Here is an 18,879-nt window from a genome sequence, read left to right on the forward strand (position 1 = left end):
AGGATTGATTATTGGTACTCAGCATTGAAATACAAAACTGAACGTACAATGCCGGGACTGACATTGTTAGCTGTTTGATAATACTGAGCATAAAACGGGATGGAATGATTACCTTTATCTTGAGGCGCTAAATAGACATATGAAGGTGTATTGAATTTAACAGGCTGTTGTTGTTGATCTAACACCTGAATGCCGATGCCAGCAGCGCCTTTGAGGTGGATATTCTTTAGTACACCGATAATACTTTGGTGACCATTCTCTGTGTCGCTCCAGCTTAGAATAACCCGGGAAGGCGTGGTAAAATCACTTTTACAGAGAAGGTCGATAGTAAATGGTTTTCTTCCCGCAGTGCTTCCATAGCCTCTGAATTGCTCAAGTGCTATATCGGGCAGTTTGACGTTGATCGAGCGGTTGCCTTTGATTGCGCATGACCGGTTGAGCATCGTGATATATTTTGCCGGCACAATGATATCCACCACGGGCAACGATTGAGCCTCACTTCTGATTTGCAGGTTGATGGAACCCGCAGCGGCTCCTGCCGCAAGCTGATCATCCAGTTTGATCAGCTCAATCTTTATTTTGCTGTTTCTGAATTCATCTGCCGTCGCTCTGAAAGTTGATGGCCACTGGATCGTTTGTCCGGTTGAGGTTTCCAGGGTGACTTTAATGCCAATCCCACTCACATTGCTGCGTATAATACCGGGTTGTTTCATTGCGGACCGATCGCCAATAATCTGTGCGGAAAAAGGGTGGTTGTCAGTACAGCCTGACGCCTGAATATTCTGTAGCGAAAGCGTGCGCGTCTGAATAACTCCCCCTGACTGGATTGATTGCTTATCGTTAACGATTTCCGGCGATAAAATAAACTTTTGTGTGGTCAGGGTACATGCAGCACTGGCTGCCTGATGAATGCCCAAGGCACAGCCCAGAATTAAAGCGGTACGTATTACCGACATGTGGCCTCCTGGTTTTTTAACACGATCGTGCATTTCCCTGTTTCCAGTGAAACGAACACTTCTGGTGAGGTGGTTTCATCAATATAAAGCGCACCGCCTTGTCCGACGTAGCCGACATGATTATTGGCATTGTCGCGGATGATGGCGCCGAATGGCATTCTCTGCTGACCCTGCAGGCGGGGATAAATAATGTTCTGTTTTCTGAGCGTCGTTTCAAAGGTGACTGGAATGACATTACCTTCGTAAGGCGCAATCTTGGCCTGGGTTTTAGTAAAGTTCAGACCTTCAGTTGAACCTTTTGGATCGATAGTAACGTCATTCACGCGCCACGGACGAAGCCAGGGCAGAATGGCGTAGCCATTTTTATCGAAGCGGGTTCCAGGTACGCCTTCAAGATGAGCGCCATGCGCATCAGGCGCATAGACCAGCGCGACGGTATCTGAGCGCTCTGGTGAAAAGGTTATTCCCCTCGCGTGCCCAACCAGCATGCCACTCATTCCACCGCTTACCTGGTGCCATGAGTTACTCTGACTCCACGTCCCGTTCAGCGAGGTATAAGGCGTACGCACCATGCCGTTTGCTCCCCATTCCACACTACCGCCGCGGGGATAGCCGGTATTGGCTCCCCAAACGATATTGTTTTCCTCATCAGTCGAGGTCGTGAAGCCGAGGCGTGTATTGCTGGCTTTGCCGTTATTGCTGTAGCTATCAGAGGAGATCTGCGTAAAACCGGCGTTATCCCGGGGCAGGAAATAGCTGAATGAGAGCATGGTTTGGTCATCTTTGGTGACCGAACCCTGTTGATCCTCATTCCAGAAACGCTGGGCGGATATACTCCAGGTCAGGTTGCCCCAGGCATTGGTGTATCCCACGGCATACTGGCGATAATTATCCTGCTGATCCCAGAACTTCTTAAGAGAGCCGGATAAATAGAATGAGCCCCAGGTATCGGATAACGGCTGATTAATACTGGCGCTAAACGACTGCTTCTCGCGTGACGAGAAATATTGGCTGACGAATGCCTGTGCATCCAGGGCATCGCGTTGACCGTAAAAGTGATGTGAACTGTATTTTGCTTCCAGCCAGAGCGCGGTTGCCGACCAGGGTAGGGTGCTATTCCATGTCAGACGATACTGTTGTCCTTGTTGACGATTGTCCTCAAGCTTTAGGCGCGATTGGGTGATATCAAGGGCGAATGCGCCGAGTTGGGTGTTCAGACCGCTACCGATGAGGGCTGACTGATAGCGCTCGAATCCAGAGGCCCCGGTATACAACGTTAAATAGTTGTTCAGGCCATACTGCCAGTAGGCCTGGGCTAAAAACGGATCTTCATCATAATTATCTTCATCGACGGTGCCGAGAGTGATGCCATAGCGCGAAATGCCGGGTTTTAGTAGCTGTGGTACCGAAGAGTATGGAACGGTAAAGCGGCGGATACGCCCGTCTGATTCCTGAATCGTGACCAGCAACTCGCCGCCAGTATTCGCGGGCAACACGGAATCAATCGAGAATGGCCCAGCCGGAACCGAGGACTGATGAATGGTTTGACCATCCTGGGTGATGGTAATACGGGCGTTGGTCTCAGCTACGCCGCGAATAATCGGCGCCCAGTTCAGCATGCTATCCGGGCGCATTAAATCCTCAGAAGCCAATCCCACTCCGAGAATAGCCATACTGTCGAACATCTGGCTGTCAGTATAGAACTTGCCAGCGCTTAACATGGATTTCCAACGAGTGATGGGCCGTTTTAGCGTCGTGCGATTATTGGCGTAATGGCTACCTATTTTACTGTCCCAATTTTGGCTACCAAAATGTTCAATTAGCCACCCTCCAGCAGAGCTTCGGATATCCATTCCCACCCAGGCGCTGTCCGTACTTGAACGATCGTTACCACGTTGCTGGCTGCTGTAGTAATCGGCGTTATAGCTGAAATTAATCGCCGGCACTCCTGGTTGCCAGAGTTCAGGTTGGACATAATTGTTTTCGATATTATCAACATAAGCCTGCGGGATGGTGATGCGCAGCTCAAGCTGGCTGGTGTTGAGTCTCTCCGTTGCTTTCCCGCTGGTGTCCCAATCGGCAATGCTGCCGCAGCGTGAAGGGTGAGCTGCCAGCGTTTGATTCATTTTTTCTGGGTTAATGCCCACGCCTTTGAGAAATGCTTCTGAATAACAGCTAACTAAATCGCCGTGATTATCTTTTTTGAATAAGAGTTCACGACGTCCACGCCAGTTATCATTAATATAAATATCTACGATATATGTCCCAGGCAATAAGCCTGCGGCATTAAAGGACTGCAAATCGTTAAGTGAAGCATTGCCCATTAAGATGGCGTTATCGAACTCGTAGCGAGTGCTGTCTTCTGCGTGAGCTCCAACGGAAAATAATGAACCATGAAAAAAAATGAAACAGGGTATGGTGAGGATCCTTTTACATAAACCCATTACTAATTCCTTTTTATCCCTTTTTATTAATTAATGATTGTTTTGTGTTCCACAATTCCGCCGTAATCGCTGATTGCTTGTAAAACAACCGATTCACCCTGGCCGACTTGTTGTTTTGCATTGATAGTCGTTCTGCTTTTCGGGGCGACCATGACCCCTTCGTTTATGAGTCCATGGCCTGATGACGTCACAATATCCGCAACCGTGATGAAGAAGGGGGTGGGGTTTACCAGCGTTATGTCACGTTGGTTAGCAATAATTTTTATCTTATTTTCTGCATTTTGACGGTCACCTAAGGAAGGTGCGAATAAGCAGGTCATTTCTTCCCAAGCTGACTCGCTGATTAAAATTTCGCGGATCTGGGCCGATTTTTTTCCCGCAAACACATCGAATCAGCCTATTTAGGCTATTTTTTCCACCATTTCTGGCGTTATTTCCGGTTTTTACTGAGATCTCTCCCACTGACGTATCATTTGGTCCACCCGAAACAGGTTGGCCAGGGTGAATAACATCGCCAGTTGGTTATCGTTTTTCAGCAGCCCTTTGTATCTGGCTTTCACGAAGCCGAACTGCCGCTTGATGATGCGAAACGGGTGCTCCACCCTGGCACGGATGCTGGCTTTCATGTATTCGATGTTGATGGCCGTTTTGTTCTTGCGCGGATGCTGCTTCAAGGTTTTTACCTTGCCGGGACGCTCGGCGATCAGCCAGTCCACATCCACCTCGGCCAGCTCCTCGCGCTGTGGCGCTCCTTGGTAGCCGGCATCGGCTGAGACAAATTGCTCCTCTCCATGAAGCAGATTACCCAGCTGATTGAGGTCATGCTCGTTGGCCGCGGTGGTGACTAGGCTGTGGGTCAGGCCACTCTTGGCATCGACACCAATGTGGGCCTTCATGCCAAAGTGCCACTGATTGCCTTTCTTGGTCTGATGCATCTCCGGATCGCGTTGCTGCTCTTTGTTCTTGGTAGAGCTGGGGGCCTCAATGATGGTGGCATCCACCAAAGTGCCTTGGGTCATCATGACGCCTGCTTCGGCCAGCCAGCGATTGATGGTCTTGAACAATTGACGTGCCAGTTGATGCTGCTCCAGCAGGTGGCGGAAATTCATGATGGTGGTGCGATCCGGCAGGGCGCTATCCAGGGATAATCGGGCAAACAGGCGCATGGAGGCGATTTCGTACAGGGCATCTTCCATGGCACCGTCGCTCAGGTTGTACCAATGCTGCATGCAGTGAATACGCAGCATGGTCTCCAGCGGATAGGGCCGTCGGCCATTGCCCGCCTTGGGATAAAACGGCTCGATGACAGCGGTCATATTCTGCCATGGCAGAATCTGCTCCATGCGGGAGAGGAAAATCTCTTTTCGGGTCTGACGGCGCTTAGTGCTGAATTCACTATCGGCGAAGGTGAGTTGATGGCTCATGATGTCCCTCTGGGATGCGCTCCGGATGAATATGATGATCTCATATCAGGAACTTGTTCGCACCTTCCCTAACCCACTGGGTCGCCAGAAAAACTTAAAGCGTGAGCGAATGGCTAAATTGAGCACAGCTGAATTGTCCGTGACGCTATTCTTATCCGCGGAAGGAATATCCAGTATGTTAAGCCACCACATAGACTCACGGTCGGTGGCGACAATATTTTTATCAACGGCTTTTTTTATTCTGAGTGATTGCCCATTGCCTGCGTCAACGCGGGCAATGGGTGGAGAAATAATAAATGGAGTGGAAATTTCTTCCGGTAACTTTTCTGGATTTCCCTCATCCAACCATACCTGGGCTAACGATGGATAGTTTCCCGTATTCGTCATTTGTATCGTGATTTCTGCGGAATCTTCAGAGTAAATAAATCGGGTGCCATTGACAATGATATTATTTGCATGTGCGGTAGAGAGAGCAAATAGAGCTAATAAATAAATGAAAATTTTCATGAAGCCTCTATTAAAATAAATGCTATAGCGCAAGGCAGCTATAGCATTGTGTATTTAGAGATAAGTAATGCTATAGTTTGCCTGAGCGCTTACCGGTCCCGGTTGAACATATGATGAACCACTATTTTCACGTGGTATAATGTAACCCACGCTGAATTTATAAGTTAAAGTCGGGCTATCATTGCCATGTAGGAGATAATCTTTCTCAGGCTCAAATCGGTCATTCTTATTACTCAGGTTAATATTTTTTTCACGATTATCCTTAAGGACTAGCGCTACGTTTTGGGCTCCACCCCTTGTCGTATTTTTGAGATATCCATCGTGAGTTAGAGGGGAATTAACATTCCAGGCTAATTTGGGAACTATTTTTTCATTAATATAACAACCCTTCACTTTAATACTGAATTGCTGGAGTTGTGTTGCATGTAATTTGCTAACTACTGTATTGAGAACTGGGTTTAATTTTACCTGTTTATCTTTATCACCTGCTTCAATTATGCACGAATTGGAATAGACATGACCGGAAAAATTAACAACGCCTTTTTGATCCCTGTTGGGACCATGTCCAAAATCTGCCATAGCGGAAGGAATTGCGATGGCACAGCTAATTAAACTTATAATGGATAGTTTACTCATAATGCGCTCCTCATTTAGAGATAGATCGTCCCTATTATCAGTAACATTGTCTGGGCTCCTTTTTTCTTGCGCCCTGTAAGGCTGTCGCCCGCTATCAATTATGTTAGATAAATTATTGTTGTACATCGTAGATTGGACGTATTTTACTCATCCTATAATATTAATAATGATCATTAACTATGAGTATTAATGAATTATTATTATCTATAAGCAGATTGTGATTGAGATAGTTCTCAACTCTAAGGTTAAATAAAAACACTTGGAATACAATATGTTATGTTTGTATTGTTATGCTTCTTTAAATGCTATAAAGAAAAATCGAATCCTGCGCTCGGAAAAAGCGAATGATCGAATTGCACAATTAGCTAAATTCTTATAATTCAATCAGATTATCTTTAATCTTAAGTAGTGACTTGTTATTGGCTTGGCATGCAATAACGATAAGGAATATTGTCAATCATCATTTGAATGAAGGCTACATATGCTTAACATGGACAGTAAGATAATACTCATTAGCAACCAATCAATACAGACGCAACTCTTGCTGGATTATCTCAATAAGCAAAACGATATCTTGGTTGATTTTGTTAACATTAGCAGACCAGACATGTCATTTATCGTTGAGGGAAGTATCATCCTCTATGATATACAGGCATCAAGCCGTAAATTAAAAAATGTCTGGTCAAAATTACTCAATGACAGCGCATATAGTTTGCGCGTTTATATTATTAACTGCCTGCGGTCGCTCCCACTCTATGAGAGCATGCTATGGCCAAATTTTGAGTCGATCGTACCAAATAATTGCTCTACAGAATATTTGTTAGAACTCCTTAAAGAGGGGCTAAAAACCTCCCGTCCACCACGCTCACTGTCACCGCTGCCAGAGTATGTAAACCTCACGCCATCAGATAATAACTACGGCATTTTAACCGAAAGAGAATATGAAATTTTAACTGAGTTGTCGAAAGGTGCGTCTAATGTAGAAATTGCTAACGCATTTTTTATTAGTGAAAATACAGTGAGAACGCATATTTATAATATCTTTAAAAAGATATCTGTGAATAACCGAACACAGGCAGCCTGCTGGGCCAATTTGCATCTAAGAAGCCTGGCTCTCGATCAACTGCCGCGGAAGGAAATGTAAGCCGTACTACTGGCGCAAAGTTTTGAAGCTTACTTTGCGCCAGCATGTCATCGTGCCGTTACTCAGTCTTTTTTCGCAGCGTTTGCAAAGAAGATATCAGACTGAATGTCTTTAGTGCGGATGGTAAAGAGCTGATTAGTCAGATCTTCCGTCAGCTTCTCGGCATCGGCCATGATGCGCAAGTTGAAGTCATTCAGCATCTTATCTGCGGCAGGTTTATCGGTTTTTGCCATCTTCAGATATTTTGCTTCGACCTCTTTTTGCTCCTTCGCCACTTTATCTTCCCATGCTTTGTAGGCTTTTTTGACGATTGGCGCGAGCTTCGGATAATCGGTCATCGTCAGCGTCTGTAACTTACGGTATTTCCAGTAAATGGACTGATCGTCCGCTTTATCGGTACCCATCGTATAGTTTGCCGGATACGCTTTCAGGCCGCTGTAGTACGGAACAAACGCGGTGAGGTCGGCCATACCCAGACCAATGTAGGTCGTTTCACCAATCTCTTTTGGCAACCACGGACGGACCTGCATCACGTGTGCTTCATAGGTGCGGAAGACGCTAACCGGACGCCATGGCTCTTTGCCGTTCAGACCGTTGGTGTACGGGTCATGGCTGGTGCCTTCGTAATGGTTACGCAGCACGGCCTTCACATCATCCAGCGTCATCTTCTTCTCTGGCGTCATGAACACCGGGAATTCGCGCCCTTTGGCCATATCCTGATTTACGGAAGGATTGAACTCTTTCTGGATGGTCCATACGCGAGGATCGTTATACGTGCGGTCACGCTCATCATCACGAGTATAGGCTTTGGAGAAGTTGAATTTGCCATCTTTTGCCGGTTCGTACAGACCTTTTTCGGTCGCAAATTGAATCAGGTTTTTTGACGCCATCATGTCTGGGTTTTTAGGGTCGTAATCCTGTAAGCGGCCCTGATTACCGGTGGCAAAATACTGGTTATTCGGCAGGCGCTGCGCCATCCACTGGTGACCGCTGCCGGTTTCCAGGTACCAGATTTCGTTATCGTCGACGACGGCCACGCCAAAACCTTCCCCAGCGCCGGCGGTCTCAACGATATGACCCAGTAACGCCACGGCTTCACGCGCGGTTTTGCTCTGGGACAACAGAATATCCGGGATATCATCTTCGGTGATCCCTTTATCTTCAACGTAGGGGTCGGCAGCCAGCGCTTTTGCTGAGGCAAAAATAGATTCTGTACCGCTCACGCCAACGCCCAATTCGTTAAATCCGGTCGCGCCGTGCAGTTGGGTTTTCCAGTTTGGAACGGTGGTATAACGCAGAGAGTTTTTGGGTAGCGGCCAGGTAAAGTCATTCGCGCCATTATGTGCTTTGGTGCTGTATATCCCGGTCTGATTCTGCTTGGCCGGATGAATGACAAAATGCTGCGCTTTCAGGGCATCGCTGTCAGCGCTACGGGCTACCAGCATGGAGCCGTCCGCTGATGCTTCATTACCGACCAATAGGGTCGTACAAGCAAAACCTGATGAAACAACGGCCAAATTTATAGAAAGTGCAATCAGGCACTTTTTAAAAGTAAACATTACGTATCCCTCATATGTACGCCAAAAATACACCGGAAACACACCGTTTCCTGAAATGCGATAACGCCTGAACGCTCAGACATTGCTCGCGAGAGAGATAAACGCCCCTGTCCACGTCTTCTCCAAATATCCATCCGTAGGTTGAAGTCTTCTGGGCAAAATAAAACGCCCATTTCGCTTAATTATTGCGCAATGGATATCGTGGTATTCAGGATGTTTCCTGATTCGGGATGAAGAATAGCAATGGGATATGAGTGGATTCAGTGACCCATGTCGCGTAAGTCGATGATGGCAAATATGAATTCTATTGAAGGGGGCGTGCTTTTTGTATCCGGATATGACGTTACCTTTTGCGGCAATACAGCGAGGGGACATTTGAGCTGGCAAAAATCCATGCGCCCTTATACTCCTCCATAACCAGGCTCAGGTTTCGTCCGCTTTGACGGTAAAATCCGGGTAATGTGTTGTTAATATCAGCTTCATCGGCGCTATCAGCGAAGGTTTTGACCACCTGCATTGCCTGTAGCACTCGGGCTTCGTGCTGCCGGGTATAACTGAAATAGATGTTCCTGCTAATGTCTGAGGTATTACGTCCGTACAGTTTTCCGGTAATGGTCGCTAGCCCTGCATCTTTGTACATCCGAAATGAAACCGTACCTGCAAAGCGGTTGCTGCCAATATTCCATTCGACATTTCCAACGCAATTTAGCTGCTTTTCGGCATAGCGTGAATGCCATAGCCATCCGCCTGAGCCGAGCAATGTCGCCACGCCGATTACGATTAAAATAAGGTGGTGTATTTTTTTCATTGCCCGCGCATCCAGTAATAATGGGTAGTACAAAACGCGTACGCATCTACCCGTGCATCTTTATCACAAACAAATGCCACGATCCTCTCCGCTTTACGGTAGCCAGAAAGGAAAACATGCTTGTTGTTTTCACAGAGAGAAGGGTGCAGTTGCATCAGATTGAAATAATTTTCCTGATCGTGATCATTCAGTGAGTAATAAATTTTACAGTTTTGCCGAGATGGGACCTGCATAGAAACAGAAATGAATTTACTAAACGGCATAACAGGACGTGTCTGATACCACACCAGCCAGATAATCAATGTGGCAATAACGATGCCAGCGCTAAATATAATATTCCACCAGGGGACCCGCGTCGTTTGTTGTGTCGCGGGAGTAATTATCTTTGGGGGCGCGTATTCCTCTATTAGCGGTGACTGGAAAACTTCACTCTGAGGATGCGTTATCGCCTCTACCTGCGTATTTCCATTTAATCTGAGTCCGCGTCGTGAAATAGTTTTCACCGTATCACGTGGCAGACCCACATCCGCCAGCGCGTTACGTAGCGTCAGAATAGCCTGGTAAAATGTGTTGGTTGTGGTCACATTATTTCTCTCACCCCAACCCACTTTTATCAATGTGTTCTGCGAAACAATGTCACTTGCGTGAGTAATTAAATAGAGAAAGCAAAGCGAAGCTGGGAGCTGAAGTTGTATTGCGCGCCCGGTCTGACGATTGACCAGACTTTTGCTGTCAGGATTAAATTCGACCAACTGATTGATAAGGTACAATTGCCCAGCCCTCAGTAACTATAACGTATCACCGCATGTGCCTACACATACCTTAAATTTTACATCCAAATCGTGAATATGCCTCACTCTTTGTACGTGATCGAAGATAAGAATTTCACTTAAGGATTAAAAATGCTTTAAATACAATGTGTTACGTGTGTAAATTCTTAGGTGAGTATTAACTAATGTTAAATAATGAGAATTCATTACAGTTTTATCTGAATTCTCATTATATTTATCAACAGCACTTCAAGGGGGATTGAGTTATCAGAATTGTGTAATTTATAAGTACCCCTTTCATTGGTTAATTTTTAGCAAATAGTGCTGTTTTAATGTTTATTCTGGGATTTGGATTTATGCATAAAATTCCTAATACCCAGACTGTTATTCTGAGATAAAGCAGAAAAAAGCTTAGCGCAATCGCATTGCTTACAGCCTATTCATAATAGCGTATCAGGAGTTTATTACATTTTTTAAGTGTCACTGTTATTAACTGACAAGGAATGTCATACGTGTCGGATTGACACATTTATTTACCAATGAAATATTTATGGAAAAATAACAGGAGTCATTTTTGATGAAGAGATCACCATCACAGAGTGTTCGTTGCATAAGCTGTGAATTATCCTGTCAATTATTTCCGGATACTGTGGTACGCGCCAACTACTGTCACCGAGCCACTTTTGCGATCTGGCCAGAGGGAAATAGTTTTCTGCAAAAAGGAATTATTGAAAAACTTCTCCTTAATAATCAAAATCATTTGTCGCGTGGGTTTATTTTTGTGGACTTTTCCTTCCCAAACTTGCGCCTGTTCGCCGATCCGCAATGGGTTGACCGGCTGGCCTACAGCGGTATGTATATTGTGTTGATAGCGGACAGGAATCTCGCGCCGTTAGCCAACTACTGGCTGTCGAAAAGCAATAAAATACAAGGGATTATATATTCCGATGATGATGATGAAGTTCAGCATCAGAAAATTCGCCGATTATTTACCGGCCACCTTGCGAACAGTAAACGCGGACGCTCACTCAACTATACAGAAATGATATTACTGAAGCGGTTTGTGTCAGGGAAAAGTATTCAGCAAATTACCAAAATAGATAATATAGATATTAAGAAAATATATGTCTACAAGCTCAGGCTTGAAGATAAATTAGGCCATAGCATTCATCAAATACTGTCGAATATTTTATAACGCATTTTTGATTCTTACTATTTTCACATCTTTGCGATGTGGTGGACGCCCTACGCCCGAAAGCAGGAGGCTATTATGAAAAAACCTAAGCATTACTCACGCATTGCGATAGCGGTATCAACCGCGTTAACGTCAATGGTATTTTCAACCCACGCGGCCTGGATTGATATTGATAGTCTTCCTGCCAGTGGATTGGTGAGCAGTCTTTCGCCGGAGTTGCAGGCTTTATTTCCTGCACAGACGAATGACAGTTTCAAAAAAAACAGCGATACGCCGAATTATGTTTATCAGTGGAGTGCCGGTACCATTCCCGTTTATGGTCATGGATTAACGCTGAATGGGCCAGGAGGAGAAGCCTTCGAACACACCATTACCGTTATTCAGAACAGCGCGACGGGTAGCCCGGGCGTTATTTTCGGTGACGACCTTACGATTCGCACACAGTCAAAGAATGCCGCTAATAATGGTAAAGATGTTGACGGTATCCGCACGCACGGGGCTAATACGCCGGATAATCCAGTCTTTATTATCACCGGGGATCGCACCAGTATTTATGTGGACGGCCAGGATGGTGATGGTATTAACGCCGGATACAACGCCATCGGTCAGGGTGGGATAGGCTCAGCAAACATCTACGTCGGCGACGATCTGTATATTCAAACCACCGGTAACCAGGGACGTGGCATCACCGCCAACGCGTTTAGAGACGCAACGCTTGCCAAAAATACGATTATTGTCGGCGATCGTGCCCACATTGTGACTACCGGTAACAGCTCAGAGGGAATCCGCTCCGGACAGAGCGGGTCCTCAATCCGCCTTGGCAATGACGCCACCATCGAGACATCGGGCACTTCCTCAATAGGGGTCTACGCCGCCTCATCTTCCAAAACGGAACTGGGCAATAACGCCACTATTTCGGTGAGCGGAGCCAGCGCCCATGCGGTCTATTCCTATAATGCGACGGTGAATCTGGGTGATAATGCGACGATTCGTGTTAACAGCATCGATAAAGTTTACTCATTCAGCAAGGCCCCACGCGGCCTGTATGCGATTTCACGCGGCACGGTAAATCTCGGTGGCGGCGCTACTATTGCTATGGCGGGCAATCACAGCAATGAAAGCTATGCCATCAGTACAGAAACGGGCGGCATCGTCGACGGTTCTGCTGGCGGGCGTTTCCTTATCGACGGCGATCTTCACGCCGCCGGTGCTACTGCCGCAAACAACACCCAGCCGCAGCAAAACAGTACCATCAAACTCAATATGACTGACAACTCGTTGTGGAGTGGGGCGTCATACGTCACCAGCGCCACTGCCGGGACGGGGGTTATCTCGCTGCAAATGAGCGATGCGACCTGGAACATGACCAACAGCTCAACGCTCACCGACCTGACGCTGAACGGCGGGTCAGTGGTGAACTTTGGGCATGCTGACGGCGAACCGTGGCAGACGCTTACTATCAATGAAGATTTTACCGGCAACGGCGGAAAACTCGTTTTCAATACCGTCCTGAATGACGATGCCTCTGAAACCGACAAGCTGAAAGTGCTCGGCAACACCGCGGGTAACGCATTTGTGGCAGTGAACAATATTGGCGGAACCGGGGCGCAGACCGTTGAAGGTATTGAGATCATCGAAGTGGCCGGTAATTCTGACGGTACTTTTGAGAAAGCGGGCCGTATTGTTGCCGGTGCGTACGACTATAACGTGGTGCAAAAGGGCAGCAACTGGTATCTGACGAGCTTTATTCCTGCTCCGCCGGATCCGGAAGAGCCGGACCCCGTCGATCCGGACCCGGTTGACCCTATTGACCCAGATCCCGTTGACCCGGACCCGGTTGACCCTATTGACCCAGGTCCTGTTGACCCAGACCCGGTCGATCCTGTCGACCCGATTATCCCTGAGCCGGAAGAACCTGTTGCGCCCCCTGTCACTGAGCAGCAGTACCGCCCGGAAGCAGGCAGTTATCTGGCGAACAACTACGCTGCTAACACGCTGTTCATGACCCGACTCCACGATCGTCTGGGGGAAACGCAGTACGTCGATATGCTGACGGGCGAGAAAAAAGTCACCAGTCTGTGGATGCGTAACGTCGGGGCACATACCCGCTTCAAAGACGGTAGCGGGCAGTTGAAAACCCAAAGCAACAGCTATGTCCTGCAGTTAGGCGGTGACCTGGCGCAGTGGAGTAGCGACGGTCTCGACCGCTGGCACCTCGGCGCGATGGCTGGTTATGCCAACAGCCAGAACCGCACGCAGTCCAGTCTGACCGGCTACCATTCACGTGGTCAGGTCACCGGTTACAGCGTGGGGCTGTACGGCACCTGGTATGCCAATGACGCTGACAAGACCGGCACTTATGTAGACACCTGGATGCTGTACAACTGGTTTGATAACAAGGTGATGGGTCAGGAGCAGGCGACGGAGAAATATAAATCCAGCGGGATCACCGCTTCTGTTGAAGCCGGTTACAGCTTCAAACTGGGTGAAAACGAGCGCAACAGCTATTGGCTGCAACCGAAAGCTCAGGTGGTGTGGATGGACGTGCAGGCCGACAGCCACCGCGAAGCGAACGGCACCCGCGTGAAGGACAACACCGATGGCAACCTGATGACCCGTCTGGGGGTAAAAGCCTTTATCAACGGTCACAACGCCATCGACGACGGTAAATCTCGTGAGTTCCAGCCGTTTGTTGAAGCCAACTGGATCCACAACACGCAGACGACTCGCGTGAAGATGGACGATGTGAGCAACGACATGCGTGGCACCAAGAACATTGGTGAGCTGAAAGTCGGCGTTGAAGGTCAAATCACTCCGCGCCTCAACGTGTGGAGCAACGTGGCCCAACAGGTTGGTGACAAAGGCTACAGCGATACTCGCGGTATGCTGGGCGTGAAATATAACTTCTGACGTAGTTGCAGGTAATGGAAAAGCCGCTGATTAATGGGTCAGCGGCTTTATTTTTTGTGGGGGGAGGCCGGATAAGCGTTAGCGCTATCCGGCATCTGGTAAATCTGTAATTAACGCTTACAGGCTCAGTCGTACTTCACTGGAGAGTCGCCAGTGTGCTCTCAATTCTGTTCAGCTTCTGATTTGCCTCTTTCAGCTCATCCTGCAGGCGTTGCTCCTGCTCGCCATAGACCATCAGGACGATACAGCCATTCATCACTTTTACGGTAATCTGTTGGCCGGTATCAAACCCCGCTTCGCGTAGCCACTTGCCAGAAAGAATAATTTTTGGTGTGGATTTGTCGAAAACATTCGGGCGATATCCCACAATTACCGAACGCTCGGTTCCGGTTTGGTCGGTGTCTGGGGTAGAATGCGAATCAGCCATAATCAACTCCTTGATAGTTGGTGAGGTTAGACGCTCCGGCTGTGTTCCCGCACAACGGAGCGTTGCTGGTGTAGAAGGCTTTTAGGTGGCCTCCTATGTGGTTAAGATAGTTGGATAGGTGGCCCCATGTCAATCATATCGCGCGAAAAAAAACCAAAAGGCGGCGGTCAGTCACCGCAGTTCAAAATGCGTATTGATCCGGCATTGAAGGAGCAACTTGATGCTGTGGCGGCGGAGGAAGGGGTAAGTCTCGCCAGTTGGTTGAAGGAACTGGCGAGGGAGGCGCTAAGGGTAAAAGGAATTAAGCCCAAGGCCTAGCTATTAGTTGCATCTACGTCCTCTGTGCATTCGTGAGGCTCCTCAGTTCTTACACTCGTATTATTAAACGGAATATTTGTAATATTCATTGGTAATGAACTTTTACCTGATAGAATTTTCTCTAACCCTTTTAGAATATTAGCCTGTGTGGTTTCTAAATCGCCATGAGCAATTGGTCTGTAGCAATCTCTTTGTAATTGTACCTTATCAAAGTCATAATTCATTGCTTGAGCAATTGCATATAATAACTCAGTGAATAAATCTTCCGACTTTGATATCCATATATTAATGTCGGGATATTCGTTTGCTTTATTTAGATGATTGTTGTAGCTTTTCCAAGCATGAGTTACAGCTTGTTCTTTGCTAGTCTGGTACTTTGTTTTTATTAATGGTATTTTTCTACCATAAAACTCTATATCAATCATGTTGAGAGCTTGAACATGGTCTCTGTGTAGTTTTTGGGCCCGTGTTGACATAAGAGTTCTGAAAATATGTAAGCGATTTCTTTTTTTCTCGCGAAATTGTTCTAATATTTTTTGGATTTGTACTGCTAATATAGGACCGACAATTACGGATGCTGTCATTATGACATCTTTATTTTCCATGCCGAGAAACATACTCATTCTTTTCCCTTTTAAAATTAATAATCACTATAGATATAGTATAAAATTTAGAATAATTAACAAGAGAGTTGCGGCATAGTACTTTGTGAATTTTGGCGGAGATCACAAGAGTCGCATTTTATTGTTAACCTATTGATTTAATAAAAATGTTTTGTGTTGGATAAATGAGTAACCCCCATAAGTACCCCCAAATGATTTTCCTTGTGGGGTTTGGGGGCGTTCTGAGCTACTTTTTAGGCTCTGTTTTCCACTGTAGCAAAGCGGCAATATCCTTCTCGCCTTCGGCTTCTTTTAAGCGGCGCTGCTGCTCAGCAAACTGACTATATTCCGCCTGGGCTTTTTCATCGGCCATTTTCTTACTGACCGTACCGGTACCTTGCAGAACCTCACGGTCGTTAAATTGCAGGAACTGATCCAGCTTATCCTGCCAGTCGCGCAGAAATACCTGCTGACGGCGGCGGGCCTGATCTTCGGCAAAATCCAGCCACATGTTAACCACGCGGTTAAGTTCGCTGACCTCATCCTGGCTGAGATAGTTTTTCGCCACCGTCACATCACCTTTACGCACTTCTTCACCTTTATAGCTGGTCAGCCCCATATGCGGCTGGCTGGCGTCAGCTCGTCGATGAATGAGTTCAGCAGCGGTATGACCGGTACAGGCGAAATGCAGCTTATTCTGAATAGTTTGAAAAAACTGTGTGGTTTCTTTCAGCGATGGTTGATAGTCTGCCGCTAATGCAAAGATCTCCCGAACTCGTAAATAAACCCGGCGCTCGCTGGCGCGAATATCGCGGATGCGTTCGAGCATCTCATCGAAATAGTCAGGTACAGCCGATGAACCAACAGGCGGATTTTTCAGCCGCTCATCGTCCATTACAAAACCTTTTATCAGGTATTGCTGGAGCGTCTGGGTTGCCCACTGGCGGAATTGGGTGCCGCGAGGGGAACGAACGCGATAACCGACAGCAAGTATTGCTTCGAGGTTATAGTGATCTATCTCTCTGGAAACCTGACGTTTTCCTTCCTGGCGAACTATCCGGAATTTCCGGATAGTTGAGTTTTGACCAAGTTCCCCTTCAGAAAAAATGTTGATTAAATGCTCGTTAATGGTACGAACATCTTTATCGTACAGATCAGCCATTGATGCCTGGGATAACCAGATTGTGTCTGATTCAAAGCGACATTCAACACGCACACTCCCGTCATCACTGGCAAACATAATAAATTCGCCTGTTGGGGATTGTGATAGGTGTTTATCTGTCATGTCGCCTCCGTTTTAACCAGACCTATAACGCTACAATCAACGTAGTATGCCAGAGATCGATCCTGGATAAAGAAAGCTAAAAAGAGATGTGATTTAAGAAGATCTTACTTGAGGAACTTTGGCGGAAGATCACAGGAGTCGAACCTGCCCGGGAACGCTGGCGTCCCCAACTGGATTTGAAGTCCAGCCACCTCACCGGAGATGACGATCTTCCGCGCCTCGATTGCTACATGGAGGCGGGGCGCATTATAGCTACTTCCAAACGTTTCCACACCCCCTCACTCACTTTTTTAACTTCCGTTTCTCTATACCATGACCAGTTTCAAATAAATCCCCGCAAAATCCATTACTTACACTTAGACACATTTTTAGACGCTACGCTGATCACAGAAAACAAGAATCGTAATTTGATAACGAGATATCGGAATACCCGCGCTCACAGGGATGGTTTACAAGAACTGTAACCGGTATCAGGGCGTGTGAAAGTGCTAACAAGGATGCGTAATGAAAAGTGAAATTCTGTCTGTTAAAGAGAAGATTGGCTACGGAATGGGCGATGCTGCTAGCCACATTATCTTCGATAACGTCATGTTATATATGATGTTCTTCTATACCGATATTTTTGGTATCCCAGCCGGATTTGTCGGCACCATGTTCTTACTGGCCCGCGCGCTGGATGCCATCTCAGACCCTTGTATGGGGTTGCTGGCTGACCGTACCCGTTCGCGCTGGGGGAAATTCCGACCATGGGTGCTGTTTGGCGCACTTCCGTTTGGTCTGGTTTGCGTGCTGGCCTACAGCACGCCGGATCTCAGCCTGAACGGCAAAATGATTTATGCCGCAATCACCTACACGCTGCTGACCCTGCTTTATACCGTGGTCAATATTCCCTACTGCGCGCTGGGCGGCGTGATCACTAATGACCCAACGCAGCGTATCTCCCTGCAATCATGGCGCTTTGTGCTGGCGACGGCGGGCGGCATGCTCTCCACCGTGCTGATGATGCCGCTGGTGAATCTGATTGGTGGCGAGGATAAAGCGTTCGGCTTTCAAGGTGGGATTGCGGTGCTCTCCGTGGTGGCGTTCCTGATGCTGGCGTTCTGCTTCTTCACTACCAAAGAACGCGTGGAAGCGCCGCCGAGCACCACCTCTATGCGTGAAGACCTGCGCGACATCTGGCAAAACGACCAATGGCGCATCGTCGGCCTGCTGACCATCCTCAATATTCTGGCCGTCTGCGTTCGTGGCGGGGCGATGATGTATTACGTCACCTGGATTTTGGGTAAGCCGGAGGTGTTTGTCGCCTTTCTCACCGCCTATTGCGTCGGCAACCTGATCGGCTCTGCGCTGGCAAAACCGCTGACCGACTGGAAATGCAAAGTCAGCGTCTTCTGGTGGACCAACGCTGCGCTGGCGGTAGCGAGCCTGGCGATGTTCTTTGTGCCGATGCACGCCAGCATCACCATGTTTATCTTTATTTTTGTCATTGGTGTATTGCACCAGCTCGTTACGCCAATCCAGTGGGTAATGATGTCCGACACCGTTGATTACGGCGAATGGTGCAACGGTAAACGCCTGACGGGGATCAGCTTTGCGGGCACGTTGTTCGTGCTCAAGCTGGGTCTGGCGCTCGGCGGGGCGCTGATCGGCTGGATGCTGGCGGGCGGGGGCTACGACGCCGCCGCGAAAACCCAGAACAGCGCCACCATTAACATCATCATCGCCCTGTTCACCATTGTCCCGGCGATTTGTTACCTGCTGAGTGCCGTGATTGCCAAACGCTTCTATACCCTGAAAACGCCGTATCTGACGGAAATTATGAGTCAGTTGGCTCAGGGCGCGCGCCGCAACCAGCAGGATTTCACGACGAAAGAATTACAGAACTAAGGAACTG

At 47.6% G+C, this 18,879-nt stretch carries 17 protein-coding genes and 1 tRNA gene; 5 read left to right on the forward strand and 13 right to left on the reverse strand.

From position 1 onward, the window contains the following. Positions 1–8 precede the first annotated feature (8 nt). The 6 genes from GPJ68_RS00255 to GPJ68_RS00280 all read right to left on the reverse strand — a co-directional run bounded on the left by GPJ68_RS00255 (position 9) and on the right by GPJ68_RS00280 (position 5,967). Positions 9–956, reverse strand: a complete 948-nt coding sequence (locus GPJ68_RS00255) for a fimbrial protein (protein WP_104651911.1) — start codon at positions 954–956, stop codon at positions 9–11. Beyond that, positions 947–3,400 (reverse strand): fimbria/pilus outer membrane usher protein, encoded by a 2,454-nt coding sequence (locus GPJ68_RS00260; protein ID WP_180837061.1) that lies wholly within the window; start codon positions 3,398–3,400, stop codon positions 947–949. The genes GPJ68_RS00255 and GPJ68_RS00260 overlap by 10 nt, the downstream gene beginning before the upstream one ends. Before the next feature lie 26 nt (positions 3,401–3,426). Further along, positions 3,427–3,759 (reverse strand): hypothetical protein, encoded by a 333-nt coding sequence (locus GPJ68_RS00265; RefSeq protein ID WP_370461226.1) that lies wholly within the window; start codon positions 3,757–3,759, stop codon positions 3,427–3,429. An 84-nt stretch (positions 3,760–3,843) separates the two neighbouring features. Continuing rightward, entirely contained in the window at positions 3,844–4,824 is a 981-nt protein-coding gene (locus GPJ68_RS00270; protein WP_000019445.1) for an IS5-like element ISKpn26 family transposase, read from the reverse strand. A 45-nt stretch (positions 4,825–4,869) separates the two neighbouring features. Beyond that, complete coding sequence (locus GPJ68_RS00275) at positions 4,870–5,331, reverse strand: molecular chaperone (RefSeq protein WP_255489348.1); 462 nt, start codon at positions 5,329–5,331, stop codon at positions 4,870–4,872. 54 nt (positions 5,332–5,385) lie between these two features. Continuing rightward, positions 5,386–5,967 (reverse strand): fimbrial protein, encoded by a 582-nt coding sequence (locus GPJ68_RS00280; protein WP_104651908.1) that lies wholly within the window; start codon positions 5,965–5,967, stop codon positions 5,386–5,388. A gap of 481 nt (positions 5,968–6,448) precedes the next feature. Between GPJ68_RS00280 and GPJ68_RS00285 the strand changes: the two genes are divergently transcribed. Then, the gene (locus tag GPJ68_RS00285) at positions 6,449–7,111 is read left to right on the forward strand and encodes a LuxR C-terminal-related transcriptional regulator (protein ID WP_016157786.1); all 663 of its coding nucleotides are present in this window, start codon (positions 6,449–6,451) and stop codon (positions 7,109–7,111) included. A 62-nt stretch (positions 7,112–7,173) separates the two neighbouring features. On the opposite strand, the gene GPJ68_RS00290 is transcribed toward GPJ68_RS00285, so the two are convergent. The 3 genes from GPJ68_RS00290 to GPJ68_RS00300 form a co-directional block, all read right to left on the reverse strand. Continuing rightward, complete coding sequence (locus tag GPJ68_RS00290) at positions 7,174–8,670, reverse strand: C69 family dipeptidase (RefSeq protein WP_047415734.1); 1,497 nt, start codon at positions 8,668–8,670, stop codon at positions 7,174–7,176. Between the two features lie 343 nt (positions 8,671–9,013). Beyond that, complete coding sequence (locus GPJ68_RS00295) at positions 9,014–9,478, reverse strand: hypothetical protein (protein WP_016155024.1); 465 nt, start codon at positions 9,476–9,478, stop codon at positions 9,014–9,016. Then, complete coding sequence (locus tag GPJ68_RS00300; protein ID WP_016157784.1) at positions 9,475–10,248, reverse strand: winged helix-turn-helix domain-containing protein; 774 nt, start codon at positions 10,246–10,248, stop codon at positions 9,475–9,477. The genes GPJ68_RS00295 and GPJ68_RS00300 overlap by 4 nt, the downstream gene beginning before the upstream one ends. Positions 10,249–10,825: 577 nt before the next feature. On the opposite strand from GPJ68_RS00300, the gene GPJ68_RS00305 reads away from it, so the two are divergent. Both GPJ68_RS00305 and misL read left to right on the forward strand, forming a co-directional pair. After that, positions 10,826–11,443: a helix-turn-helix transcriptional regulator gene (locus GPJ68_RS00305; RefSeq protein WP_016155022.1), complete on the forward strand. Its 618-nt coding sequence runs from the start codon at positions 10,826–10,828 to the stop codon at positions 11,441–11,443. Between the two features lie 75 nt (positions 11,444–11,518). After that, positions 11,519–14,353: an intestinal colonization autotransporter adhesin MisL gene (misL, locus tag GPJ68_RS00310; RefSeq protein WP_104652414.1), complete on the forward strand. Its 2,835-nt coding sequence runs from the start codon at positions 11,519–11,521 to the stop codon at positions 14,351–14,353. 136 nt (positions 14,354–14,489) lie between these two features. Here the strand turns inward: misL and GPJ68_RS00315 are convergent, their stop codons facing one another. Next, positions 14,490–14,780 (reverse strand): SymE family type I addiction module toxin, encoded by a 291-nt coding sequence (locus GPJ68_RS00315; protein ID WP_016157781.1) that lies wholly within the window; start codon positions 14,778–14,780, stop codon positions 14,490–14,492. A gap of 126 nt (positions 14,781–14,906) precedes the next feature. Between GPJ68_RS00315 and GPJ68_RS00320 the strand changes: the two genes are divergently transcribed. Continuing rightward, on the forward strand, positions 14,907–15,098 hold the full coding sequence (locus tag GPJ68_RS00320; protein WP_104652416.1) for a toxin-antitoxin system HicB family antitoxin: 192 nt from the start codon (positions 14,907–14,909) through the stop codon (positions 15,096–15,098). On the opposite strand, the gene GPJ68_RS00325 is transcribed toward GPJ68_RS00320, so the two are convergent. The 3 genes from GPJ68_RS00325 to GPJ68_RS00335 form a co-directional block, all read right to left on the reverse strand. Further along, on the reverse strand, positions 15,095–15,721 hold the full coding sequence (locus GPJ68_RS00325; RefSeq protein WP_104652417.1) for a DUF6680 family protein: 627 nt from the start codon (positions 15,719–15,721) through the stop codon (positions 15,095–15,097). The two genes, GPJ68_RS00320 and GPJ68_RS00325, sit on opposite strands and share 4 nt — an antisense overlap. A 226-nt stretch (positions 15,722–15,947) precedes the next feature. Beyond that, positions 15,948–16,985, reverse strand: coding sequence for a virulence RhuM family protein (locus tag GPJ68_RS00330; RefSeq protein WP_172860720.1), 1,038 nt, complete (start codon positions 16,983–16,985; stop codon positions 15,948–15,950). Between the two features lie 119 nt (positions 16,986–17,104). Further along, a tRNA-Sec gene (locus GPJ68_RS00335) sits at positions 17,105–17,199 on the reverse strand. Positions 17,200–17,489: 290 nt separating this feature from the next. On the opposite strand from GPJ68_RS00335, the gene GPJ68_RS00340 reads away from it, so the two are divergent. Then, positions 17,490–18,872, forward strand: coding sequence for a glycoside-pentoside-hexuronide family transporter (locus GPJ68_RS00340; protein WP_016157778.1), 1,383 nt, complete (start codon positions 17,490–17,492; stop codon positions 18,870–18,872). The last annotated feature ends 7 nt before the right edge of the window (positions 18,873–18,879 follow it).

Origin of the sequence: Citrobacter sp. 172116965, from assembly GCF_013458095.1 — a bacterium.
Classification (GTDB): domain Bacteria; phylum Pseudomonadota; class Gammaproteobacteria; order Enterobacterales; family Enterobacteriaceae; genus Citrobacter; species Citrobacter braakii.